At 59.0% G+C, this 22,441-nt stretch carries 22 protein-coding genes; 1 reads left to right on the top strand and 21 read right to left on the bottom strand.

What is annotated here, in order from left to right; translation table 11 throughout:
- Positions 1-102 precede the first annotated feature (102 nt).
- The 18 genes from EDD77_RS01305 to acpP form a co-directional block, all read right to left on the bottom strand.
- Complete coding sequence (locus EDD77_RS01305) at positions 103-1,605, bottom strand: IMP dehydrogenase (protein WP_058966107.1); 1,503 nt, start codon at positions 1,603-1,605, stop codon at positions 103-105.
- Positions 1,606-1,914: 309 nt separating this feature from the next.
- Positions 1,915-2,916, bottom strand: coding sequence for an aromatic acid exporter family protein (locus tag EDD77_RS01300; protein ID WP_058966105.1), 1,002 nt, complete (start codon positions 2,914-2,916; stop codon positions 1,915-1,917).
- 384 nt (positions 2,917-3,300) lie between these two features.
- Positions 3,301-3,801, bottom strand: a complete 501-nt coding sequence (locus EDD77_RS01295; protein WP_058966103.1) for an HD domain-containing protein — start codon at positions 3,799-3,801, stop codon at positions 3,301-3,303.
- 201 nt (positions 3,802-4,002) lie between these two features.
- Positions 4,003-4,668 (bottom strand): phosphatase PAP2 family protein, encoded by a 666-nt coding sequence (locus tag EDD77_RS01290; RefSeq protein ID WP_058966101.1) that lies wholly within the window; start codon positions 4,666-4,668, stop codon positions 4,003-4,005.
- A 166-nt stretch (positions 4,669-4,834) separates the two neighbouring features.
- Positions 4,835-6,397, bottom strand: a complete 1,563-nt coding sequence (locus EDD77_RS01285) for a PucR family transcriptional regulator (protein WP_058966099.1) — start codon at positions 6,395-6,397, stop codon at positions 4,835-4,837.
- Between the two features lie 153 nt (positions 6,398-6,550).
- Positions 6,551-7,024, bottom strand: a complete 474-nt coding sequence (locus EDD77_RS01280; RefSeq protein ID WP_058966097.1) for a MarR family winged helix-turn-helix transcriptional regulator — start codon at positions 7,022-7,024, stop codon at positions 6,551-6,553.
- 160 nt (positions 7,025-7,184) lie between these two features.
- Positions 7,185-7,610, bottom strand: coding sequence for a 3-hydroxyacyl-ACP dehydratase FabZ (fabZ, locus tag EDD77_RS01275; protein ID WP_058966095.1), 426 nt, complete (start codon positions 7,608-7,610; stop codon positions 7,185-7,187).
- Between the two features lie 4 nt (positions 7,611-7,614).
- Positions 7,615-8,856 (bottom strand): beta-ketoacyl-ACP synthase II, encoded by a 1,242-nt coding sequence (gene fabF / locus EDD77_RS01270; RefSeq protein ID WP_058966092.1) that lies wholly within the window; start codon positions 8,854-8,856, stop codon positions 7,615-7,617.
- Between the two features lie 29 nt (positions 8,857-8,885).
- Complete coding sequence (gene fabG, locus EDD77_RS01265) at positions 8,886-9,626, bottom strand: 3-oxoacyl-[acyl-carrier-protein] reductase (RefSeq protein ID WP_058966090.1); 741 nt, start codon at positions 9,624-9,626, stop codon at positions 8,886-8,888.
- A complete protein-coding gene (gene fabD, locus EDD77_RS01260) occupies positions 9,626-10,570 on the bottom strand; it encodes an ACP S-malonyltransferase (RefSeq protein WP_058966088.1) in 945 nt (314 codons plus the stop codon). The genes fabG and fabD overlap by 1 nt, the downstream gene beginning before the upstream one ends.
- Complete coding sequence (locus tag EDD77_RS01255; RefSeq protein ID WP_058966086.1) at positions 10,567-11,643, bottom strand: NAD(P)H-dependent flavin oxidoreductase; 1,077 nt, start codon at positions 11,641-11,643, stop codon at positions 10,567-10,569. The genes fabD and EDD77_RS01255 overlap by 4 nt, the downstream gene beginning before the upstream one ends.
- Positions 11,644-11,647: 4 nt before the next feature.
- Positions 11,648-12,586, bottom strand: a complete 939-nt coding sequence (locus tag EDD77_RS01250; protein ID WP_058966085.1) for a nitronate monooxygenase — start codon at positions 12,584-12,586, stop codon at positions 11,648-11,650.
- Between the two features lie 33 nt (positions 12,587-12,619).
- Positions 12,620-13,564, bottom strand: a complete 945-nt coding sequence (locus EDD77_RS01245; protein WP_058966083.1) for a beta-ketoacyl-ACP synthase III — start codon at positions 13,562-13,564, stop codon at positions 12,620-12,622.
- Entirely contained in the window at positions 13,564-14,397 is an 834-nt protein-coding gene (locus tag EDD77_RS01240; protein WP_394326287.1) for an acetyl-CoA carboxylase carboxyltransferase subunit alpha, read from the bottom strand. Before EDD77_RS01240 ends, EDD77_RS01245 begins: the two co-directional genes overlap by 1 nt.
- Positions 14,381-15,268, bottom strand: a complete 888-nt coding sequence (accD, locus tag EDD77_RS01235) for an acetyl-CoA carboxylase, carboxyltransferase subunit beta (protein WP_077138606.1) — start codon at positions 15,266-15,268, stop codon at positions 14,381-14,383. Before accD ends, EDD77_RS01240 begins: the two co-directional genes overlap by 17 nt.
- Positions 15,269-16,663, bottom strand: a complete 1,395-nt coding sequence (gene accC / locus EDD77_RS01230; RefSeq protein WP_058966079.1) for an acetyl-CoA carboxylase biotin carboxylase subunit — start codon at positions 16,661-16,663, stop codon at positions 15,269-15,271.
- Positions 16,664-16,666: 3 nt separating this feature from the next.
- Positions 16,667-17,110: an acetyl-CoA carboxylase biotin carboxyl carrier protein gene (gene accB / locus EDD77_RS01225; RefSeq protein WP_058966077.1), complete on the bottom strand. Its 444-nt coding sequence runs from the start codon at positions 17,108-17,110 to the stop codon at positions 16,667-16,669.
- 183 nt (positions 17,111-17,293) lie between these two features.
- Entirely contained in the window at positions 17,294-17,518 is a 225-nt protein-coding gene (acpP, locus tag EDD77_RS01220) for an acyl carrier protein (protein WP_370826156.1), read from the bottom strand.
- A gap of 340 nt (positions 17,519-17,858) precedes the next feature.
- Here acpP and EDD77_RS01215 point away from each other — a divergent pair, with 340 nt between their 5' ends.
- On the top strand, positions 17,859-20,195 hold the full coding sequence (locus tag EDD77_RS01215; protein WP_082669660.1) for a bifunctional diguanylate cyclase/phosphodiesterase: 2,337 nt from the start codon (positions 17,859-17,861) through the stop codon (positions 20,193-20,195).
- Positions 20,196-20,276: 81 nt separating this feature from the next.
- On the opposite strand, the gene EDD77_RS17960 is transcribed toward EDD77_RS01215, so the two are convergent.
- The 3 genes from EDD77_RS17960 to EDD77_RS18250 all read right to left on the bottom strand — a co-directional run bounded on the left by EDD77_RS17960 (position 20,277) and on the right by EDD77_RS18250 (position 22,261).
- Positions 20,277-20,420, bottom strand: a complete 144-nt coding sequence (locus EDD77_RS17960) for a hypothetical protein (protein ID WP_156417385.1) — start codon at positions 20,418-20,420, stop codon at positions 20,277-20,279.
- A 208-nt stretch (positions 20,421-20,628) separates the two neighbouring features.
- Positions 20,629-21,135, bottom strand: a complete 507-nt coding sequence (locus tag EDD77_RS01210) for a CarD family transcriptional regulator (protein WP_058966072.1) — start codon at positions 21,133-21,135, stop codon at positions 20,629-20,631.
- Positions 21,136-21,394: 259 nt separating this feature from the next.
- Positions 21,395-22,261 (bottom strand): hypothetical protein, encoded by an 867-nt coding sequence (locus EDD77_RS18250; RefSeq protein ID WP_058966070.1) that lies wholly within the window; start codon positions 22,259-22,261, stop codon positions 21,395-21,397.
- Between the last annotated feature and the right edge of the window lie 180 nt (positions 22,262-22,441).

The raw sequence follows: 22,441 nt of genomic DNA, 5'->3' as shown, positions 1-22,441 counted from the left end.
GCTCGGATTTTTGAGCCGCGTAATTCATAAGGGAATGTGGAATAAGTGAGAAACGAAAAACAGGGCACCCGCCATGGCGGGTGCCCTGTTCGTTTGTTCAGCTTAGTTGTTGGGGTTGTTCTTCAGGATAACGTCGTGGCTGCCGCCCTCCACAATGCTGGTGGAGGAAACCACAGTCAGGCGGGCCTTCTCCTGCAGCTCGGGAATGGTCAGAGCGCCGCAGTTGCACATGGTGCTGCGGATCTTGTACAGGGTAGTGCCCACACCGTCGGCCAGGCTGCCGGCGTAGGGAACGTAGCTGTCCACGCCTTCCTCAAAGCTCAGCTTGGTGGCACCGCCCAGATCGTAACGCTGCCAGTTGCGGGCGCGGTTGGAACCCTCGCCCCAGTACTCCTTCACATAGCTGCCGTTGATGCGCAGCTTGTTGGTGGGGCTCTCGTCGAAGCGGGCGAAGTAACGGCCCAGCATCACGAAGTCGGCGCCCATGGCCAGAGCCAGGGTCATGTGATAGTCGTGCACGATGCCGCCGTCGGAGCAGATGGGAATGTAGATGCCGGTCTCCTTGTAGTACTCGTCGCGAGCCGCAGCAACCTCGATTACGGCAGTGGCCTGACCACGGCCGATGCCCTTGGTCTCGCGGGTGATGCAGATGGAACCGCCGCCGATGCCGACCTTGATGAAGTCCGCGCCGGCCTGAGCCAGGAAACGGAAGCCTTCGCGGTCAACCACGTTGCCGGCGCCAACCTTCACCTTGTCGCCGTAGCGCTCACGGATCCAGGCGATGGTGCGGCTCTGCCACTCGGAGAAGCCCTCGGAGGAGTCGATGCACAGCACGTCCACACCGGCCTCGATCAGAGCGGGAACACGCTCGGCGTAGTCACGGGTATTGATACCGGCGCCCACCACATAGCTCTTGTTGGCGTCCAGCAGCTCGTTCACGTTTTCCTTGTGGCTGTCGTAGTCCTTGCGGAAGACCATGTACTTCAGATGGCCTTCAGCGTCCACCAGAGGCAGGGAATTGATCTTGTTGTCCCAGATGATGTCGTTGGCTTCCTTCAGGGTGGTGGTCTCCGGTGCGTAGACCAGCTTTTCCATAGGAGTCATGAAGTTGGCCACGGGCTCATCCATGGACATACGGCTGACACGGTAGTCACGGCTGGCCACGATGCCCAGCAGCTTGCCGTTGGGGGTGCCATCCTCGGTGATGGCAACGGTGGAGTGGCCGGTCTTTTCCTTCAGCTCCAGAACGTCCGCCAGGGTAGCGGCGGGCTTCAGATTAGAGTCGCTGGTTACAAAACCCTTCTTGTAGCTCTTAACGCGGGCAACCATGGCTGCCTCGTCTTCCACAGACTGAGAACCGTAAATAAAGGATACGCCGCCCTGCTTTGCCAGCGCAATGGCCAGGCGATCGCCGGAAACCGACTGCATGATGGCGCTTACCATGGGGATGTTCATGGTGAGGGGGCATTCCTCCTCGCCTTTGCGATACTTAACCAGAGGTGTTTTCAGGTTCACAGCGTCCGGTACACAGGCGGAGGAAGAGTAACCGGGTACCAGCAGGTACTCGCCAAACGTGCGGGAAGGTTCCTCAAAATAATAAGCCATATTCCTTGTCTCCTTTGCAATTACAATTCTCCAGCAAAACGCTTCGTTCCTTCTATTATAAGGCAGAATCGCCTTTCTAACAAGAACAACGCGGGCTTTTGCGGCACAAATTTGCACAAAGCTTTGCGCCATTGGCCCTGCGTGCCGGGTGGTTTTTAAAAGTGTATCACATTTGGCCGTAAAATACAAAATGCACCGCCGCCAAACTTTTTCAAACCGCAGGGCAGGAAAATTGGCAATTTGTCAAAGAACGGGGCGAAGTATGACTTATCTTGGTGGAATTGCACCAAATTCCATGAAAAAATCGATTCAATTGCTCCAGAAACGGCTGCGTTCCTGATCGGTGAGAGAGGCGGAAAAGTTCGCCTTCAGCTGCAGAAAATCTTCAAGATCATAGAGAATCCGATAAAGCAGCGCCCGGTTTTCAAACTCGGCACGGCTCTGGGGAAGCGGTTCGTCGCGCATGGCAGTCTGCATACCGTGCAGCTGTTCCAGAAGGGCGGCGGCGTTGTTGTGCTCGTGGAACGAGCGGCTGATGTTCTCCAGCAGAGCAGCAATGCTCAGCGCCTGCTCCGGCACCTGATCCAGCCGGTGGATGTTGTCGTAAATGCGGCGCAGCACCGTCAGCTGATGCTGGCGCATGGTCACATAGTTTACGAAATACCACTGGTCGCTGAGCAGCGCATTGCCCTGATTTTCCCGGGCACGCAGGGCCAGCCCTTCCAGCTGCTGTTCCAGCGGGGCAAAGCAGCTGTCGGAATAGTCCTGTTTGCTGCGGGTCAGCAGCCGGTCTGCCATTCGCTGAAGAATATCCCGGAAAGCCTGTTCCACCTGAGCCTGGTTCCGGCGAATGGCTTTTGCCGCACCGGGCATGTACAGGTTTACCAGAATGCCGACTCCGGCACCGGTCAGCAGCAGAAGCAGCTCATTGCGCAGCCAGAACAGGTTGATGGTACGTTCCGCATACAGGTGCAGCACCAGCACGGTGTTCATTACCAGAGCTTCCTGCAGGCCAAACCACTGGCAGAAGGCCGCAAACAGAAGAAGGAACAGCCCGAAGGCGGCCAGATGATACCCCAGAAGGGAAAAGCAGCCAAAGGCCAGAAGCATGGCGGCAAAAAAAGCGGCAAAGCGCCGGGCCACCAGTGCAAAGGTCTGCTTGCGGGTGGTCTGAATGCTTAAAATGGCAATTACCCCTGCGGATGTGTTGTAAGAAAGCCCGAACAGCGACGCCAGAAGGCTGGCAAGCAGGCCGCCCAAGGCAAATTTTGCGACCCGCAGCGGGGCCAGCCGGGAAAGTGCAGCAGACATGGCAAACGCTCCTTTTGTGTTTTGCGGGCAAAAAGCCCCCTTGGCTTTATCATACCGTTTGCCATGCGGCAGCACAAGAGAAAAACACACAAAAAACAAACTCCACCGCCACAGGAAAAGCGGTGGAGCTTGCCACAGGAATTTCGAGACGCCCTGCGCAGCCGGATCAAAGAACCGCTAGGGGGGCGGAAGGAGGAGATGAACCGGAGACGTCTCACAACACATGAAAAAGGGGGTGTAACTTTCTTGCAACTAAATTGTAACCCTTTTGACATCTTCTGTCAATGGGGTAATTGTGAATAATTTGAAAACAATTCACAGAAGATTGCAAGGAATTAAGAAAAACAGCTGCCCCGGAGCTTTTTTGCTCCGGGGCAGCTGTTTTCAGTTGCTGTTTGCGCTGGCAAGACCCAGACGGGAAAAGTCCGGGCGGTAGAGCAGGATGGAAAACACCTCAAAGCAGGCGCAGATTTTGTCTGCGCAGGTGACCACAACACTTTCCGCAAAGCGGGGTGGTGTGAAGTTCAGCGGGAACATGTGTTTTTCAATGATATCCTGCTCAATGCAGTTCAGCTCAAAATCCCGGCTGGCGTTTTCCAACGCACGGCGGGCGTGATGGAAACCATGCCAGCGGTGGCTGGCGTCCTTTTCGTGCCAGTCGTACAAAAAGTAGTCGTGCAGCAAAGCGCCGCGCACCAGGCTGCGCAGATCCAGACGAAGGCCCAGCCGCAGAACGATCCACAGGCTCAGATACGCCACGGCAAGCGAATGGTCGAAGCAGGTCACAGAGCCGTGCTGAATGAACTGCTGCTCCATCTGCATTCCCGGGGAATTCAAAATGGCACGCCCGTGGGCCAGCAGCAGCGATTCGATGGTTTGGTGCATTGGAAACACGCTCCTTTCTGATGGGCGGCGAAAATACTTCGCACCCTGTTCTATTATTATCATATTCACAGAACAAACAGGAAACAAGGGGCAATTTACACAAAAATGCACGCAATTCGCCAGAATACAGCGCTGTGTGCAAAGAAAAAGCGAGGGGAAGCCCCCTCGCTTTCAAAAAATTGTGTTGTACCGCACCGGCTTTCAGGCTGCACTGTTTGCAGACGGAGCAATTTCCGGGAAGAGCTTTTCCCAGTTGATCCGGTAGGCGGGAATCATCAGTACCAGACTCAGCGCCGCACCGGCCACCACATCGATCACCGAATGCTGGCGCAAAAACAGGGTGGACAGGGTGATCAGAATGGTCATGGTCCAGATCAGCGCCTTCACCGGCAGATTGCCCCGGAACTGTTTGCAGCGCAGCCCCACAATGGCAATGGAAGCAGTGCTGGAAATGTGGATGGAGGGGCAGACGTTGGTGGGCGTGTCGATGCTGCGCAGCAGCTCCACCAGCTGGCACAGAACGTTCTGCCGCTGGATGGGCTCACGCAGGTCAAGGCCGTTGGGCCAGACCAGATAGGTCAGCATGGCCAGGGTCATGCCCACAAACATGATGAAGCACAGGCGGCAGTAATCGGTTTTGTCCTTGAAAAACAGATACAGCATGGTGCCGGGCATCCACAGATACCACAGGCAGTAGGGGATTACGAACCACTCGTTGAAGGGAATCCAGTCGTCGATGAAGCAATGGATGATGGTGTATTCCGGGTCCAGCTGTTCCAGGCTGAAGAAGCCGAACAGATAGAATGCCCAGTACCCCATCAGCCAGGCATGCGGGTTTTTACGCAGCCAGGAAAGGGCGGAATGCATGGGCAGTTACCTCACAAATTATAAAATCAAAGCGGCCAGCAAAAAGCCGGCGAACGTTCCTATTATAGCACACCGTGTCGAAAAACAAAGCACCGGTTGCATGAATTGCAGCAAATGAATCACGAAAAACGGGCGGCTCGAAGCCGCCCGCAAAGGTCAGATTCCATTACTTTTCCAGCAGCCGGTACAGTGCCACCGCTTCATACAGGGCGGTGAGCTCAGGCAGCTTGTCCGGGGTGTGGCCCAGCCGGTGAGTGATCTGCTGGTAACGGTATTTCACCGTGTTTTTGTGCAGAAACAGCTGTTGCGCACAGCGGGCAATGTTCTGATCCGCATCCAGCAGATAGACCGCCAGCGTATCCACCAGAGGAAGTTCCTCGGAGGAGCTGTGCAGCGGAGCAAGCACTGCCCGGCAGCGGGTCACACTGGCCTCGTCCTGCACCAGATCGTTTTTGCAGTGCAGCGCAAAATCAATCTCACCCAGCGTGTGCACGGTACGGGTGGGCCAGATGGTCTGTGCACTGGGCAGCCCCTCGCTGCTGCGCAGGAAGGCAGCGCGCACCTGAGCGGTGTTTTCCAGGCCCTGGCAGCACACAAAGCTGGCGCCCAGACCTTCGGATTTCAACTGTTCGTCCAGCCGGGCCGCCAGCGCCTCGCCCTCGGGGCCGAACACGCCGTTGTCCGCCAGCACAATCACAAAGTCCTGATAGCTGCCCGCAATGGCTGCCTGACAGTGGGGCTCCAGCAGCTGGGACGCAATGGTGGGCACCCGGCGCAGAAACTCCTCCCGGCAGGCGGGATCCAGCGGGCTGAGCATCCACATGCAGTGGATGGAGGCCACATTCAGCCGGAACAGAGCGGCCAGACGGCGCATCTTGATGGGCTCATCCCGAAGGATGGCCCGTACCAGCTCTTCAATGGCCAATTCGGCATGCTTCAGGCTCCACAGATTCAGCGCCAGCTGCATCACGTCCTGGGCCTGCTGCTGCACCTCGTTGCTCAGCGGCTGGCCCGCCTTCAGCAGGCACAGCTCCATGGGGGCCGCGTCGCCGGGGTCGATGGTCAGGCGGCAGCACTGGTCTGCGTTGCCCTGACGTGCCTGAATCAGCAGGTCGGTCATATCTGTCTGGGAACCCCGGGGCCAGGCGCAGGCGCCCAGCAGCTGGCCGGTGCTGTCCAGCAAAAGCACGGTGGCTCGCAGCCGGTCACTGAGCAGCTGAAGCACGGTGTCCACCGTGCGCTGGTGCTCCGGCAGCAGGGTCATGTGCTCCAGAATATCTCCCAGAAGATGAGTGTTGTCCGCCTGATCCCGCAGGATGGCATCCATCACGTCGCCGATTACTTCGCTGTAGCGCAGTTCCATGCGGGGCGGCATTACCAGCAGCGGAAAATCCAGCTCCTGCGCAAGCGTTACCAGCGCGGGGTCCACCTGGGGCATCACGGTGCCCACATAATACAGCACCAGACCGGCCTGTCCCACCTGGGCCAGAGCGCGAAGACATTCGCACTGGGCGTTCACATTGGTGGGGATGGAAGAAAAGCAGGTGAGAACCAGCTCGCCGCCGGCAAACCGGCCCGCTGTTTCATTCTGCTGGTGCAGGGTTTCCGTGCCGATGTATTCCAGCACGTTCACCGAGGTGATGGGCCGGTCCAGATTGTCGAAGCCGGCCAGTAGGGTGGCCTGGCGCAAGCTGGGCAGTACCAGCGCCTGTTTTAACGTAACGCTCATGAGGGGTCCCTCCAGGATAGGAATGATATGCGCAGGGGTTCCGCGCGGTGGTGCTCAGGCCGTGCCGGACAGGCAGGCAAACAAGCACAAAAAGCCCTTACTGCCGGCGGGCATCGGCCTGCCGGGCAATAAAGGGCTTGACGGTCAGTCGAATCACGCCTCTGGGGCGTAATGGCTGGCGTTGGGCGATTTCAGCGGGATTTCCGGCATCAGTTCATCGGAGATAATGGTGAGCATCTCCTCGATCTTGGCCACATCTTCCGGGGAGAACCGATCCTTAATCCGGCTCATCACGGTGGACAGATAGCTGTAACTGATGTTGTAGTAATCCTCGTATTTTTGAGTTACCACCAGAAAATACTCCCGGCGGTCATTTTCCGACTGCACCTTTTTCAGGTAGCCTTTTTTGATCAGGCTGTTGACCTTGTAGGCCGCATTGGGCGGGGAGATCTGCACAAAGCTGGCAAATTCATTGATGGTGGGTTTCCCCAGCGCCTGGATAATCTCCATGCAGAAGGTCTCCACCGTGGTCAGGCTGGCTTCCCGGGACTGGAAACGACTGAACACCTTCTGATAGAAATGTAATTTGAATTTCGAATACACATCTGCAAATGCTTGCTCCAGCATTCGTTCGATCCTCCTTGACTACGCGGCCCAGGCAAAAGAGCATGGGACGGTGTGAAAAAACCGTATGCCTGCTGCGGTGATAATATTATACCAAGATGCGTCTGTTAAGGCAACACCGCACAATTCACGTCCGTTCAAAATTGTGCGGTGTTGCAGCAAATCAACTGATGGCGAAGGTCAGCTCGCCCATGGCGGCAATCTGGCCGTCCACGGTGGCAACCGCCTTGCCGAAGCCCACCGGACCGCGGCGTGCAGTCAGCTCACATTTGAGCTCCAGCACGTCACCGGGAACAACCTGCCGCTTGAAGCGGGCGTTCTTGATACCGCCGAACAGCACGATCTTGCCCTTGTTCTCCTCTTCGGTCAGAATAGCCACCGCGCCCACCTGGGCCAGAGCTTCAATGATGAGCACGCCGGGCATCACATGCTTCTGAGGAAAGTGACCGCAGAAGAACTGCTCGTTCACGGTCACGCACTTGCGGCCCACCGCCATCTGGCCGGGTACGCATTCGGTGATGCGGTCCACCAGCTGGAAGGGGAAACGATGGGGCAGAACCTCCATGATCTCGTTGGAATTCAAAGTCATTGCTTTACTCCTCCCACTTCTTCAACAGGATGCTTGCGTTGTGGCCGCCGAAGCCCAGAGAGTTGGACATGGCGTACCGGATGGAAGCCTCGCGGCCATGGTTGGGAACAACGTCCAGATCGCAGGCCTCGTCCGGCACCTGGTAGCCCAGGGTGGCGGGAATGAAGCCGTCGTGCAGGGCCATGGCGGTGAAGGCAGCTTCAACAGCGCCGGAAGCGCCCAGCAGATGGCCGGTCATGGACTTGGTGGAGCTGATGGCCAGCTCCTTGGCATGCTCGCCGAAGGCCAGCTTCACGGCAGCGGTCTCGCCCGCGTCGTTCATGGCGGTGGAGGTGCCGTGGGCGTTGATGTAATCCACGCTGGCGGCATTCACGCCTGCGTCGGCCAGAGCCTGGGTCATGGCACCCGCCGCGCCGGAGCCGTCCGGCAGGGGAGCGGTGATGTGGTGCGCGTCGCAGGTGCAGCCGTAGCCCACAACCTCGGCCAGAATGTTGGCGCCGCGGGCCTTGGCGTGCTCGTACTCCTCCAGCACCAGAGCGGCCGCACCCTCGCCCATCACGAAGCCGGAACGCTCCTTATCGAAGGGGATGGAAGCGCGCTTGGGGTCGCTGCCGGTGTGCAGAGCATGCAGGGAGGTGAAGCCGCCCACCGCCAGAGAGGTGATGGTGGCTTCGCTGCCGCCGGCCAGAATCACGTCGGCGTAACCGTCGCGGATCTGCCGGAAGGCATCGCCCACCGCGTTGGTGCCGGAGGCACAGGCGGTTACCGGGCAGGTGCACATACCGTGGAAGCCGAAGCGGATGGCAATGTTGCCCGCCGCCATGTTGGAGATGGCCATGGGGATGAAGTAGGGGCTCACGCGGTCGTAGCCCTTTTCATTGCCCTTCAGGCATTCGTTCTGAACGGTGGAGAAACCGCCGATGCCGCTGGCGAATACCACGCCGCAGCGCTGGCTGTTCTCATTTTCCATCACCAGGCCGCTGTGCTCCATGGCCTGGGCGGCGCTGGCCAGAGCGAACTGTACGAAGCGGTCGGTCTTGCGCACCTCGCGCTTGTCGATGTACTGCTCGGGGTTAAAGCCGCGCACCTCGCCCGCCAGCTTTACCTTCTGGTTGGTGGTGTCGTACTGGGTAATGGGGCCGATGCCGCAGGTGTCGGCCTTTACAGCGGACCAGCTTTCCTCCAGGGTCAGGCCCAGGGGAGTCACCGCGCCCATGCCGGTGATTACAACGCGTCGTTTATCCATTTGTAAGCTCCTCCTTCAATTCAGGGCTTTTAAACAGCCATGCCGCCGTCCACGCACAGCACCTGACCGGTCACATAACCGGCGGCGGGGCTGGCCAGGAACGCCACAGCGGCGGCCACATCTTCGGGCTTGCCCAGGTGAGCCATGGGAATTTCGCTCAGCAGCTTCTCCTTCACGGCCTGGGGCAGCACGTCGGTCATATCGGTCTCAATGAAGCCGGGGGCTACGCAGTTCACGGTCACGCCGCGGGCAGCCAGCTCCTTGGCCAGGCTCTTGCTCATGCCGATCAGACCGGCCTTGCTGGCCGCATAGTTGGCCTGGCCTGCGTTGCCGCGCACGCCCACGATGCTGGAAACGTTCACGATGCGGCCGCTGCGCTGCTTCATCATGGGGCGGCAGGCGGCCTTCATGCAGTGGAAGGCGCCCTTCAGGTTGGTGGCGAGCACCGCGTCGAAGTCCTCTTCGCTCATGCGCATCATCAGGTTGTCGCGGGTGATGCCCGCATTGTTCACCAGCACGTCGATGCGGCCGAAGCGCTCCACGGTCTGGGCAATCAGGTTCTGGGCGTCAGCCTCGCAGGCCACGTTGCCCTGAATGGCAAAGGCCTCCACACCCAGGGCGCGGCACTCCTCGGCCACTGCCTCGGCGGCAGCGGCGCTGCCCGCGTAGTTCACGGCCACGTTCACACCCTGTGCGGCCAGGGCCAGGCAGATGGCCCGGCCGATACCCCGGCTGCCGCCGGTTACCAGTGCACTCTGTTTTGCTTCCATCAGGCTTCTCCTTTCAGCCATTCCAGGGCGGCGGCCAGATCCTCAGCGGTTTCCACCGAGCGAACAGCAGCGCCCTTCACGGTCTTCTTCACAAGGCCGGCCAGCGTCTTGCCGGGGCCTACTTCCAAAAATGCGTCCACGCCGTCCTCGGCCATGCGGCGGATGATGTCCTCCATGTATACGCTGGACTGCACCTGCTTCTCCAGCAGAGCGGGGATGGTGTCGCTGTCGGCCTTGGGGCCGCCCAGGCAGTTGAAGTACACGGGGCAGCTCATCTCGCCGAAGGAGACCTCCTTGAACTTCTCCCGCAGCGCGTCACCGGCGGGAGCCATCAGCGAGGTGTGGAAGGGGCCGGAGACCTTCAGGGGCACGCAGCGCTTTGCACCGGCGTCCTTGGCAGCCTCACAGGCGGCATCCACAGCGGCCTGGTCGCCCGCAATGGCCATCTGGCCGGGGCAGTTGTAGTTGGCAATCTCCACCACACCGCCGGTGGTCTGAGCGGCCTGGGCGCAGGCGGCGCCCAGCGCCTCACGGTCCAGACCCAGAATAGCGGCCATGCCGCAGGGGCGGCCGGTTACGGCCTGCTCCATGGCCTTGCCGCGGAAGGCAGCCAGGGAAACGGCGGTGGCTGCGTCGAACACACCGGCGCAGCACAGGGCGGAATACTCGCCCAGGCTCAGGCCCGCCACAGCGGCAGGCTCGATGCCCTTATCCTTCAGCACGGCGGTCAGGCCGGCGGCGAAGGCTACCATGCAGGGCTGGGTGAACTGGGTCTGGCTCAGGGTCTCGTCCGGCCCCTCAAAGCACAGCTGCTTCAGATCGAAATCCACCGAAGCGTCCGCGGCATCCAGCGCGGCGCGGAACAAGGGTTCACTCTCGTAAAGATCTTTGCCCATCCCGGCGTGCTGAGCGCCCTGACCGGCATACAAAATCGCAAGTTTCATTGTGTCTGTTTCCTCCATTCGGCGGCAAGCTCATCCATCAGCTCCCGCACATGAACCAGTTTGGTCATGCGGCCCACATTGGCGCCGCAGAAGAAAAGTCCCTCCTGCCAGTTGCCGCGCACTGCTTCAATCAGCGCATTGGCAATGCAGTAGATGGTATCGGCTTTTTTGCAGGGGACCAGGCAGTTTACGCAGCGTTTGGGCGGGAAGGTCTCGCCTGCAGCCAGCCGCTGAATCAGCGGACTGTTCAGCGCCCGGCCGGGCATGCCCACCGGGCTGTGCACGATGCGCACGTCCTCCGGCTTTGCATCCAGCATGGCCTGCTTGTAGGCAGGGGAGGCATCGCACTCGTAGGTGCCGATGAACCGGGTGGCCAGCTGCACACCCGCCGCACCCAGCTGTTCCAGCCGGGCCGCATCCTCGCCGGTGTAAACACCGCCCGCCGCAAACAGCGGAATGGGGCGGCCTGCCAGCTCCTCAAAGGGGCGCAGCTGCTCGGTGATGGCCGGAACCAGCGTCTCCAGGCACTGAGCAGAACCGTTTTTCACGTCCTGCTCCTCAAAGCCCAGATGACCGCCCGCCAGGGGGCCCTCCACCACCATGAAGTCGGGCAGAACGCCGAAGCGTTTGTACCACAGCTTGCACAGGGTGGCCGCAGCACGGGAGCTGGATACAATGGGGGCCAGCGCCACGTCTGCGTCACCGGCAATGGCGGGAAGATCCACCGCCAGGCCCGCGCCGCAGACCACTGCGTCCACACCTGCCCTGAGGGCAGTGCGGATGCTGTCCGCGTACTGGGTGGTGGCAACCATTGCATTGATGGCCACCATGCCCAGACCGCCGGCCAGCTCTTTGGCCTTTTTGATTTCCTTTTCCAGAGCACGCAGGTTGGCTCCGTTCGGGTCGCGGTCGAAATCCGGCTCGTTGAAACCGGCCACTGCGGTGCTGATGGTGCCCATGCCGCCGCAGGCAGCCACGGCACCGGCCAGACCGCCCAGGGAAACGCCCACACCCATGCCGCCCTGCAGAATGGGCAGCTGCAGCGTGCGGCCGCGGATGGTTACAGCCTGCATAAACTTACTCCTGTTCCAGCTGATGCAGCCGCTCGATGCAGCCGTTGTTCAGCTCTTCAAAAATGGTGCGCAGGGGGCGGATTTCATGCAGCATGCCCGCCACCTGACCGGCCATCAGGCTGCCGGTGTCGGTGTCGCCCTCGAATACAGCACGGCGCAGAGAGCCCAGAGTGTACTTTTCCAGCTCCATCTTGTCGGCGCCGGCCTTCTCCTGAGCCACGTAGCTGCGGGCCATCTTGTTCTTCAGGATACGCACGGGGGTACCGGCGATGCGTCCGGTGACCACGGTGTCGTTGTCCTTGGCCTTGAGCACGGCGTTCTTGTAGTTTTCGTGAATGGGGCACTCCTCACTCACCAGCAGGCAGGTGCCCAGCTGTGCGCCGCAGGCGCCCAGCGCAAAGGCAGCCAGCAGCTGGCGGCCGTCAGCGATGCCGCCGGCGGCGATCACGGGCAGGTTGTACTCCTTCATGGCATCCACCACCTGAGGCACCAGAGCCATGGTGGTCATCTCGCCCACATGGCCGCCGCTCTCGGTGCCCTCGGCAATGATGCCGTCCACACCCAGACCGGCCATGCGGCGGGCCAGCACAACGGCAGGCACAACGGGGAACACCTTGATGCCCGCTTCCTTCCACATGGGAACGTAAGCGCCGGGGTTGCCTGCACCGGTGGTCACAACGGGAACCTTTTCCTCCACCACGATGTGAGCCATCTTCTCAGCATCCGGGTTCATCAGCATGATGTTCACGCCGAAGGGCTTGTCGGTCAGGCTGCGGCAGATGTGGATCTGCTCCCGCAGCATGTCGGCGGTCATGCCGCCCGCGCCGATCAGGCCCAGCGCACCCGCGTTGGAAACCGCTGCGGCGAAGGTGCCGGTAGCGATGTTGGCCATACCGCCCTGGATGAAGGGAAATTCGGTTCCGAGAATCTCGTTCAAACGCATATTGTTACTCCTTTTTTATCAGAGGGGCTTTGCTTAGAAACGCAGCAGTACCGCGCCCCAGGTCAGCCCCGCGCCAAAGCCCACACAGGCCACGGTCTGACCGGGCCGGATCACGCCGGATTCCAGCATCTCGTCCAGAGCGAGGGGAATGCTGGCGGCGGAAGTGTTGCCGTAGCGATGCATGTTCTTGTAAAATTTGTCCGCCGGTGCGCCCAGCTTTTTCACCACATGGTCGATGATGCGGCTGTTGGCCTGATGGCAGACCACATGGTCCACCTGCTCCAGACTGGTGCCGCTCTTCTCGAACAGCTGGTTCAGACACTTGGGGATGATGTCCACCGCGAAGCGGAAAATCGCCCGTCCGTCCATGAACAGGGTGCGGTTCTGGCCGGGCAGAAGGCTGTTGGCATGCAGCCCGGCCGCCTCGCCCCGGCCGCTCAGTACGCAGGCGTAGGGAACATCCGCCAGATGCACCACAGCGGCGGCCGCGCCGTCGCCGAACAGCACGCAGGTGGAGCGGTCCGCCATATCCAGTACGCGGGAGATGCACTCCGCGCCGATGACCAGAGCGTATTCTCCGGCACTGCCCGCCATCAGAAGAGAGCGGGCGGTTTCCAGCGCGTAGATGAAGCCGGTGCAGGCGGCGTTCAAATCAAAGCAGGGGATGGCGGCGGTGCAGCCCAGCGCCTCATGAACCTGGCAGGCCACCGAGGGGGTGAAGCTGTCCGGGGTGAAGGTGGCGGTCAGGATCAGTCCCAGCTGATCCGCGCTTACGCCGGCCTTCTCCAGCGCCTTGCGGGCTGCCCCTGCGGAAAGGCTCACAACGCCCTCATCTTCCCCGCAGAAATACCGCTGGCGGATGCCGGTACGGGTGGAGATCCACTCGTCGCTGGTGTCCACCATGCGGGCCATATCGTCGTTGGTCACACAGCGCTGCGGCAGGCAGCGCCCGGTGCCCAGAATTTCCAGTCCCGTCATCAGAAAAGGTCCTTTCCGGGCTCTTGCAGGAATGCGGAACCCATGGTTCTGAATTTTTTGTGCCGGTGAGCCGCCGGATCGGAAATGCGGTCCGCCTGGCGCAGGGCCTTCTGCAGGGCCGCGTCCACCGCGTCAAACACAGCGGCGGGGTTGGCGTGTGCGCCTTCCGGCGGTTCGGGAATGATCCCGTCGATCACGCCCAGCTGCTCCAGATCCTGTGCGGTGAGCTTCATCACGTCACAGGCTTCGGCGCTGCGGGTGGAATCCTTCCACAGAATGCTGGCAAAGCCCTCGGGGGAAAGCACCGAGTAGATGGCGTTTTCCAGCATCAGCACCGTGTTGCCCATGGCCAGCGCCAGCGCGCCGCCACTGCCGCCCTCGCCGGTAACCACCGCGATCAGGGGCACGCTCAGCTCACTCATCACAGCCAGGCTGCGGGCAATGGCCTCGCCCTGACCGTGGGCCTCGGCCTCCAGACCGGGGTAGGCGCCGGGGGTGTCGATGAAGGTGATGATTGGCCGGCCGAACTTGTCTGCCTGGCGCATCAGCCGCTGGGCCTTGCGGTAGCCCTCCGGGCTGGGCATGCCGAAGTTGCAGCGGGTGTTTTCCTCCAGATTGCGGCCCTTGCGGTGGCCGATCACTGTGACCGGGCGGCCATGAAACATGGCGATGCCGCCCAGAATGCCCGCGTCCTCGCCGCACAGCCGGTCGCCCTTCTGCTCAAAGAAATCGGTGAACAGGGCCTTGATGTAATCCGCCGTACCGGGGCGGCCCGAATGCCGGGCCAGCGCCACCTTTTCAGCGGGGGTATGCAGTTCAGCCACGGCTGGCACCTCCTTTGGCGTGCAGCCGAAGCAGCTGCATCAATGTGGATTTCATCCGACCGCGGGGAACCACCGCGTCCACAAAGCCGTGCTCCTCCAGATACTCGGAGCGCTGGAAGCCCTCCGGCAGCTTCTGACCGATGGTCTGCTCGATCACGCGGGGACCGGCAAAGCCGATCAGGGCCTTGGGCTCGGCCAGGGTGATGTCACCCAGGGAAGCAAAGCTGGCGGTCACGCCGCCGGTGGTGGGATGGGTCAGGCAGGCAATGTACAGCCCGCCCGCCTGCTGAAAGCGGGTGATGGCTTCGGCGGTCTTGGCCATCTGCATCAGGGAGAGGATGCCTTCCTGCATCCGGGCGCCGCCGGAAGCGCAGAAGATCACCAGAGGCAGCTTTGCCTTGCGGGCGGTGTCGGCGGCCAGCGCCACCTTTTCACCCACCGCAACGCCCATGCTGCCCATCAGGAAGCGGCCGTCCATTACAGCCACAACAGCGGGCCAGCCGCCGATGCGTCCCTTGGCGGTGACCACCGCCTCAGACAGTCCGGTGCGGCGGCGCAGGCCCTCCAGCTTGGCGTCATAACCCTCAAAATCAAGGGGGTTATCGCCGCACAGGCCGTCGTTCAATTCCTGGAAGGTGCCGGAATCCAGCGTGAGAGCCAGTCGCTGGTATGCGCCGATGGGCCGGTGATGGCCACAGTGGGGGCAGACGTACAGCTGATCGGCCCACTGCCGCTTGCTCACGGCTTCGCCGCAGGCAGGGCACTGCTCGAAAATGGCCGGCGCGTCAATGCGGCTGGAGGAGGGCAGACGTCCGCCCTCCCGCATTACCTTCAGGCGCAGCAGCCGCTGACGCCGGTCAGAAAATCGTTCGTTCAGCATTTAGCGTTCCTCCTCGTCGGCCAGAGGCGCGCCCTTCTCCATCCAGCTCAGCACCTCGTCCAGGTTGTTCTCGATGAAGGAGGTGTTGTAGTCGCCCTTCAGGTAATCCGGGTGATACAGGATCAGATGGGCCAGATCCGCGCCGGTGGGGTAGCCCTCCACGATGAACTCCTCCAGCACCCGGCGCATCCGGCGGATAGCGGCCAGGCGGGTGGGGGCGTGCACGATGAGCTTGGCTACCATGGAATCATAGAAGGGGCTCAGCTCGTAGCCGTTGTACAAAGCGGAATCCACCCGAACACCGCAGCCGCCCGGGAAGTGTACGAACTCGGTCTTGCCGGGCATGGGGGCAAAATTCCTGGCGGGGTCCTCCGCGTTGATCCGCACCTCGATGGCGTGGCCGTTCAGCTTCACATCCTCCTGCGTGAAGGAGAGCGGCAGTCCGGCGGCCACACGGATCTGCTCCTTGACCAGATCCTGCCCGGTGACCATCTCGGTGACCGGGTGCTCCACCTGAATGCGGGTATTCATCTCAATAAAGTAATAGTTGCCGTCCGGGTCCAGCACGAACTCAATGGTGCCTGCACCCTCATAGCCGCAGCTCTGGGCGGCCTTTACCGCATCCCGGCCCATGGCCTGACGCAGCTCGGGAGAAAGGGCCTTGGAGGGGGATTCCTCCATCAGCTTCTGGTTCTTGCGCTGGATCGAGCAGTCGCGCTCGCCCAGATGGACCACATGGCCCTGCTGGTCGGCCATGATCTGGAATTCAATGTGCCGGGGGGAAAGAACCAGCTTTTCCAGATACATCTCGCCGTTACCAAAGCAGGCCACAGCCTCCGCCTGTGCAGAGGCAAAGGCGGCAGGCAGCTCCTCCGGGCTGAACACCCGGCGCATGCCGCGACCGCCGCCGCCGGCGCTGGCCTTCAGCAGCACCGGGTAGCCGATGCGCTCGGCCACCTTCAAAGCCTCCTCGGCGCTTTCAATTACGCCGTCGGAGCCGGGCACCACCGGCACTCCTGCCTTGATCATCAGTTCACGGGCGGCGGCCTTGTTGCCCATCTTACGGATCACATCGCCGCTGGGGCCGATGAACTTGAGCCCGCACTGGGCGCACAGATCCGCAAATTCGTCGTTTTCGGAAAGGAAACCGTAGCCGGGGTGGATGGCCTCACAGCCACTTTCCACCGCTGCGGTCAGGATGGCGGTCTGATTTAAGTAACTCTGGGCCGCCTTGGCAGGGCCGATGCATACGGCCCGGGTGGCCAGCTGCACATGCAGGGCGCTGGCGTCGGCAGTGGAATACACCGCCACAGTCTCGATGCCAAGCTCACGGCAGGCGCGGATGATGCGCACCGCGATTTCGCCGCGGTTGGCGATTAAAATACGTTTGAACATGGCTCACAGCTCCCGGATCTGGAACAGCGGATCGCCAAAGCCCACCAGAGCGCCGTCCTGCGCGACCAGGCTTTCGATCACGCAGTCGCAGGGAGCGGGGATCTCGTTGATCATCTTCATAGCTTCGATCAGACCGATGGTCTGACCCTTGTGCACAGTGTCGCCGGGCTTCACAAAGGGTGCTTCGCCCGGGGCGCTGGCCACATAGAAGGTGCCCACCAGAGGAGCGTCGATGGTGGCCCCGGCAGCAGGGGCAGCAGCGGCGGGTGCGGCTGCGGGCTGAGCGGCAGCAACAGGGGCAGCCTCCACGACCGGCGCACAAACAACGGCGCTCTGGGCGACTGCTTTTTCCAAAGTGATCTGCTCCTCGCCGCAGGTGTACTTCAAACGGCTGGCGGAGCTTTCGTCAAACGCCTTCAGCAGGCTGGTGATTTGTTCCAAGGTCATGCCGGGAACCTCCTTATAAATCGTGATAGGCGGCAGGGGACGCGCAATGCGTGCCCCGGTGCCGAAAGAAAATCAGCTCCGGCAAAAAGCAGCCGGAACGGCGGATCGCCGCCTTCCCGGCCGCCCCTGCCAGAGCTGATGCAAAGCGCCGGTGAAGGGGCGCCTTGCCTTACGCCGCAAAAATCAGGCGTTGGCCTCCAGGTAATTCACAATGTCGCCAACGGTCTTCATGTTGGCCAGTTCCTCGTCGGAGATGGCAACGCCCAGGTTGTCCTCCAGAGCCATGTTCAGCTCAACAGCGTCCAGGCTGTCAGCGCCCAGATCGTCGGCCAGGGTGGCCTCCATGGTAACTTTGTCAGCGTCGCAGCTCAGGGTGTCCACAATGATGTCGCGTACTTTCTCAAACATGATAAAACTCTCACTTTCTTGGGTTATTTTTTGATGTGTTGAAATGTGTCGAAAAATGGTTTTATAATTTTAATTAAAATAATTTAGCTAAAATTATTTAAGTACATTTTAGCAAGAATCCGGGAATTGTCAAGAGGAAAACTTAAAAAAATTGAATCTTTTTTTGCTGCGCCTGCGTTGCGCAGATATGGGATACCTTATATAATAAAAGAAAAATATCCGGCAAAATTCTGCAAGGTTCGCCAGGATGGCAGGAACACTCTTGCGGGAAATGTGCCGGATGCGGTAAAATAGAACCATCTGGATTTTTATCCCAAAAAGCCGGGAGAGGAGGCGGGAGATGGCGCTTTTAAAACGAAATAAAGCAGAAAAACGGGCGTCCAGGCCCCGGATGCATCAGCGCTTCTTGCAGATTACCCTTTCCACGGTGCTGATCGGTATTTCACTGATTGTGGTTTCCTGTATGGGCATTGCATCCATTCAGCAGGCGAACCGGAAATCTTATAACACACAGCTGCAGACCTCCATGAATGAATACTGGCTTGAGATGCGCAATCGAATGGGGACCGACCGGGAAGCGCTGCAGATCATGGCGGAATACATGCAGGGAAAATCCAGCGAGGAATTTCGCGATTTTGCGATGGATCTGCAGGATGCCCGCCAGGATAATTCCTTCCTGCGCATGGGCTACTACACCCGAACCGGTATGCAGAGCCGGGTACGGGCAGATGGTACTCTGGAAGAGAATATCCCAATGGAGGCGCTGGAGCCGGAAGTGCAGCAGCTGATCAATTATGCGCTGCAGGGTAAAAAATCCGCGTCGCAGGTATATTACGATGAAGGAATGCAGCAACAGCTGATCATGTATGCCGCACCGGTACAGGCGGCCAACGGAAGCGTGACCGGTGTGGTGGCTGCATCCAAGGATCTGAGTGCCTTTCAGAAAATCTTCACGCAGCCTTCAGTTTCTCAGAGCAAGCTGGATGTGGTGTGGGTGGATCAGAGTGGCCGCATCATTGCTGCCTCGGAAAGCACTCCGCTGGCACCGCAGGGCACGGAGAATTTTCTCAGTCAGGCCGGTGTGGATGAGCAGGTGGCTCAGTCGGCGCTGCAGCAGATGGAAAATAATGAGGCGTTGCATTTTACCATTCAGCTGGAGGGCAAGGAGCAAACGGTTTATATGCAGCCATTTGGTATGAATGGCTGGTATCTGTGCTATGCCGATACGATCAATTCCGGCAAAAGCCCGATCTATTCCATTCTGATCACGTCCAATGTGCTCAGCGGAATGATCATCCTGCTTTGCCTGGGCCTGTTGTATTATGTGCGGTGGGCCATGTGGGGCAGCAACAAAGAGCTTATGAAGCTGGCCTACTACGACCGGCTGACCGGCACCTATAATTTTGAAAAGTTCACGCAATGTGCAGAGGATCTTCTGGCAGAGGACAGCAACTATGCGCTCATTACCATGAATATCCGTCAGTTCCAGTACATCAACGAGATTCTGGGCAAGGCACAGGCGGATCAGGTGCTGAAAAAGCTGGCAGCCCTGCTGCGGCAGATGATAGGGGAGAAGGAGTGCTTCTGTCGCTCCAATGCGGATCAGTTCTATCTGCTTTTGCATTCCAGCCAGGAGGAGCAGGTTCGCGCCCGCGTGGAGGCAATCATGGAGCAGGCGGGAACCATCGCCCAGGAGCTGAATGTGAGCTACCCCGTTATTCTGTATGCGGGCGCCGCAATGGTACAGGAGAGCGCCCCGCCGGAGGAACTGGTGCGGGATCTTCTGCACAAGGCGGAATTTGCCCAGAAGCATGCAGTGAAAAAATACCAGAATGTGCTGGCATTTTACGACCGGGCCATGCACCGGAAGGAAAACTTCCAGAACAGCATCGAAAGCAGCATGCAGAGCGCGCTGGCGAAACAGGAGTTTCAGCTGTTCCTCCAGCCCAAGGTGCGGCTGGAGAATGGTCAGGTGGAAGGCGCCGAGGCTCTTGTGCGCTGGATTCGGCCGGATGAAACGCTGGTTTATCCCAACGAGTTTATCCCGGCGTTTGAGAAAAACGGGTTCTGTGCCCGTCTGGATCTGTATATGGTGGACAGAACCTGCCGCCAGCTGCGGGAGTGGATGGATGCCGGCTATGAGCCGATTTGCATTTCGGTGAATCAGTCCCGGCTGCTGTTCTATCAGTCGGACTATGTGGAGCGTCTGTGCGCGGTAATGGATCGCTATCACATTCCCCATGGATACATCCAACTGGAAATTCTGGAAGGGCTGGCCATTGAAAACATCGAGCAGATGAACAAAACGCTGGCTCAGCTGCACGAAAAAGGCTTCCGCCTGTCGCTGGACGATTTCGGCAGCGGTTATTCTTCCCTGAACGTGCTGGCGGGGATTCAGGTGGACGAGGTGAAATTCGATAAGGATTTCCTGCTGGAAAGCGCGCCGGACAAAAAGGAAAAGAACAAGCTGGCGTTGAAAAATGTGGTCAAGCTGGCAAAGGATCTGCAGATTACCACCGTTGCCGAGGGCGTGGAGGTGCAGCAGGACGAGGAATTTGTTCATTCCATCGGCTGTGAGTACGGTCAGGGCTTCTTCTACAGTTGCCCCATTCCGCCGGAGGAATTTGCACAGCGTTATCTGAAAAAAGCGTCTGACAGATCACAAAAATCGGAATAAAAAGACAAAAGGAAAGCCCCGGGCCAATGGCCCGGGGCTTTCGCTATGTAGAGATGATAGAGAGCAAAAGAAACGATATAATCAAACAACGCCTTTCAGCATGGCGCGCAGGCAGTCCTTCAGTTCATCCAAAGAACGGCAGCGATCGGCCAAATCCAACAGCCGGAGACGTTCTGCCTCCTGGGTCAGCTGAACCAACAGTTCACGTGCGGTAGGTTCGCTCATTCCGTACACCCCCTTCTAAAATCTGTTGTTCAGTGGTTGATTTGATAGTATATAGTATAAATATTTTGCGCAATTGTTTCAATTGATAAATTAAACAAACAATTGTACAAAATTCTGGCGGAATGATGAACATGTTTTATGAAAAGTAGAAAAAGAGCCGCATTTGCATCGACTCCTTGGTCAAAATGCAAGTGCGGCTCACAAAAAATTAAACCTGAACAGCCCGCAGACACTCCACCCGGCGGGAAATATAATCGTGAACTTCCTCCCGGGGAATACCAAGCGCCACTGCGAATTCACCAAACAGGATGCTCTCCGCCTGCTTCATGAAGCGCTCGTCCACCTGGCCGAAGCGGCGGCCCATCTGTTCCTGTTCCTTCTTTTTGGCGTAGATCGACATGGTCAGTCGGATCAAATCGGCGCAGTTATGGCTGCAAGTGGCAGTGCGGTAATGTTCCCGCAGTTCCTGCAGATTTTTGGTGCGGTCCGGCTGGACGACAATCCCGGGGATCTGGTCGATCAGAGCTTCTGCATCCTCACGACTGATGACCGGCCGCATGAACACTTTGGGGTGTTCCGCAGGAGTATAAATGGTTCCGCTTTCGTACAGGGGCTTTAAAACATAATAAAGCCCAAGAGGAGGCTTTTCCACCAGTCCTTCCACCCGGCATACACCGGTGCTGCCATAAACGATATATTGCCCGATTTGATACATGTTCCACCTCGCAGTTCAAGCCCGTGTGATTTTTGCCTGTAAGAAAGCGCCTTGCCGCTGATTCATCAGCAGCAAAGCGCGGGAAAATGCCTGCACCCTGCCCGTAACCGGGCTTTCCGTTGCGGGCAGGGCGAGCAATATTTCTTTAATTATAGTATAGCACTTTTTTCCGAAAAAAGCCAAAGGCGGACATGTCTGGAAAAGATTTTTGTGTGCAGAGCCTTTTGCTTCTTCTGCGTTTTTGCACAAGAAAGCTGTTTTACCAACGGGGAGAGGGGACTTCTGTGGGGACTGGGGTAGGCTCTGGGGTAGGTACAGCAGTGGGTGCAGCAGTGGGTGCAGCAGTGGGTGCAGGAGTAGGTGCTGGTGTGGGTGCAGCTGTGGGCAGAGGCGTCGGAGCCAGGGTGCGCAACGGAGCTTCGGTAGGCGCCGGAGTTGGAGCTTCGGTGGGCAGCGGTCGCCCTTTTACCACAATATCTTTGGAAGCGGTTTTTCCGCCGGCAGTTACGGTGATGGTGTAGGTTTTGTCTGTAAATCCTTCGTTGGGCGGGGCCACAAACAGCACGGTCTCCGTGTTGCCCAGAATTTCTCCACCGCTGCAGTTCCATTCAAATGCGGGAGTAGAGTCGGAAGGGGAGAAGCAGGCCACAAGAACTACATAGTCTCCGCTGGTACCCACAAACGGCTTTCCGCCGATGCTCAGACTTTCCAGCTGCAGATCACTGGGGGCACTGGTGGGCTGTGGTGTGATAACGATGGTTTCACCGGCAGGCCCCTGCGCACCGGTATCGCCCTTTTCTCCCTGTGCACCGGCCGGGCCCGCAGCGCCGGGCTTGCCTTTATCGCCCTTGTCGCCTTTTTCGCCCTGTATAACGGTCACATCAGAAGTAGTCGTATCTGTGGATTGGGAATTCTGCCCACTGCTTCCATCTTGTCCATCCTGCCCATCCTGACCCTTCAGCTCGTCAAGAGCGACAAGCTGGATCCAGGTCTGTCCGTCGCTGGTGTATTCAATCCAGCCCTCGGAAACCCGCATTTCTATTGCGGGGGCCTGTTGTACGGGAGCAGATGTACATCCGCTCAGTAATATCATAAGTGCGGATAAAATAATCAGCATTCGTTTCATCTCGTAATTCCTCCTGTGATGTGCCCGCAAGAAAAGGCACAAAGATTTCCGCTCTTCCTTCCAAAACCGCAAGCAGGAAGAGATTTCCCGGATATGGATATAATGCCATTATATTCCTCTTTAAGTGAGAAAACAACAAAAGTCGTTACAGTTCGGCGTGGGCGGGTAGATCGGATGACT

The sequence above is a fragment of the Allofournierella massiliensis genome (genome assembly GCF_004345265.1).
Classification (GTDB): domain Bacteria; phylum Bacillota; class Clostridia; order Oscillospirales; family Ruminococcaceae; genus Allofournierella; species Allofournierella massiliensis.
Note: the sequence above shows the minus strand (reverse complement) of the source record. Positions and strands in the feature narration are given on the sequence as shown.

Bases quoted from the DNA above. Each gene is read 5' to 3' on its own strand.
- EDD77_RS01290 (WP_058966101.1), bottom strand. From the start codon at position 4,668: ATGCATTCCGCCCTTTCCTGGCTGCGTAAAAACCCGCATGCCTGGCTG.
- EDD77_RS18250 (WP_058966070.1), bottom strand. From the start codon at position 22,261: ATGAAACGAATGCTGATTATTTTATCCGCACTTATGATATTACTGAGC.
- accC (WP_058966079.1), bottom strand. From the start codon at position 16,663: ATGTTCAAACGTATTTTAATCGCCAACCGCGGCGAAATCGCGGTGCGC.
- EDD77_RS01210 (WP_058966072.1), bottom strand. From the start codon at position 21,135: ATGTATCAAATCGGGCAATATATCGTTTATGGCAGCACCGGTGTATGC.
- EDD77_RS01280 (WP_058966097.1), bottom strand. From the start codon at position 7,024: ATGCTGGAGCAAGCATTTGCAGATGTGTATTCGAAATTCAAATTACAT.
- EDD77_RS01245 (WP_058966083.1), bottom strand. From the start codon at position 13,564: ATGACGGGACTGGAAATTCTGGGCACCGGGCGCTGCCTGCCGCAGCGC.
- EDD77_RS01305 (WP_058966107.1), bottom strand. From the start codon at position 1,605: ATGGCTTATTATTTTGAGGAACCTTCCCGCACGTTTGGCGAGTACCTG.
- fabF (WP_058966092.1), bottom strand. From the start codon at position 8,856: ATGGATAAACGACGCGTTGTAATCACCGGCATGGGCGCGGTGACTCCC.
- EDD77_RS01285 (WP_058966099.1), bottom strand. From the start codon at position 6,397: ATGAGCGTTACGTTAAAACAGGCGCTGGTACTGCCCAGCTTGCGCCAG.
- EDD77_RS01250 (WP_058966085.1), bottom strand. From the start codon at position 12,586: ATGCGTTTGAACGAGATTCTCGGAACCGAATTTCCCTTCATCCAGGGC.
- accD (WP_077138606.1), bottom strand. From the start codon at position 15,268: ATGCTGAACGAACGATTTTCTGACCGGCGTCAGCGGCTGCTGCGCCTG.
- EDD77_RS01295 (WP_058966103.1), bottom strand. From the start codon at position 3,801: ATGCACCAAACCATCGAATCGCTGCTGCTGGCCCACGGGCGTGCCATT.
- EDD77_RS01255 (WP_058966086.1), bottom strand. From the start codon at position 11,643: ATGCAGGCTGTAACCATCCGCGGCCGCACGCTGCAGCTGCCCATTCTG.
- acpP (WP_370826156.1), bottom strand. From the start codon at position 17,518: ATGTTTGAGAAAGTACGCGACATCATTGTGGACACCCTGAGCTGCGAC.
- fabG (WP_058966090.1), bottom strand. From the start codon at position 9,626: ATGGAAGCAAAACAGAGTGCACTGGTAACCGGCGGCAGCCGGGGTATC.
- fabD (WP_058966088.1), bottom strand. From the start codon at position 10,570: ATGAAACTTGCGATTTTGTATGCCGGTCAGGGCGCTCAGCACGCCGGG.
- fabZ (WP_058966095.1), bottom strand. From the start codon at position 7,610: ATGACTTTGAATTCCAACGAGATCATGGAGGTTCTGCCCCATCGTTTC.
- EDD77_RS01300 (WP_058966105.1), bottom strand. From the start codon at position 2,916: ATGTCTGCTGCACTTTCCCGGCTGGCCCCGCTGCGGGTCGCAAAATTT.
- accB (WP_058966077.1), bottom strand. From the start codon at position 17,110: ATGACCTTGGAACAAATCACCAGCCTGCTGAAGGCGTTTGACGAAAGC.
- EDD77_RS17960 (WP_156417385.1), bottom strand. From the start codon at position 20,420: ATGAGCGAACCTACCGCACGTGAACTGTTGGTTCAGCTGACCCAGGAG.
- EDD77_RS01215 (WP_082669660.1), top strand. From the start codon at position 17,859: ATGGCGCTTTTAAAACGAAATAAAGCAGAAAAACGGGCGTCCAGGCCC.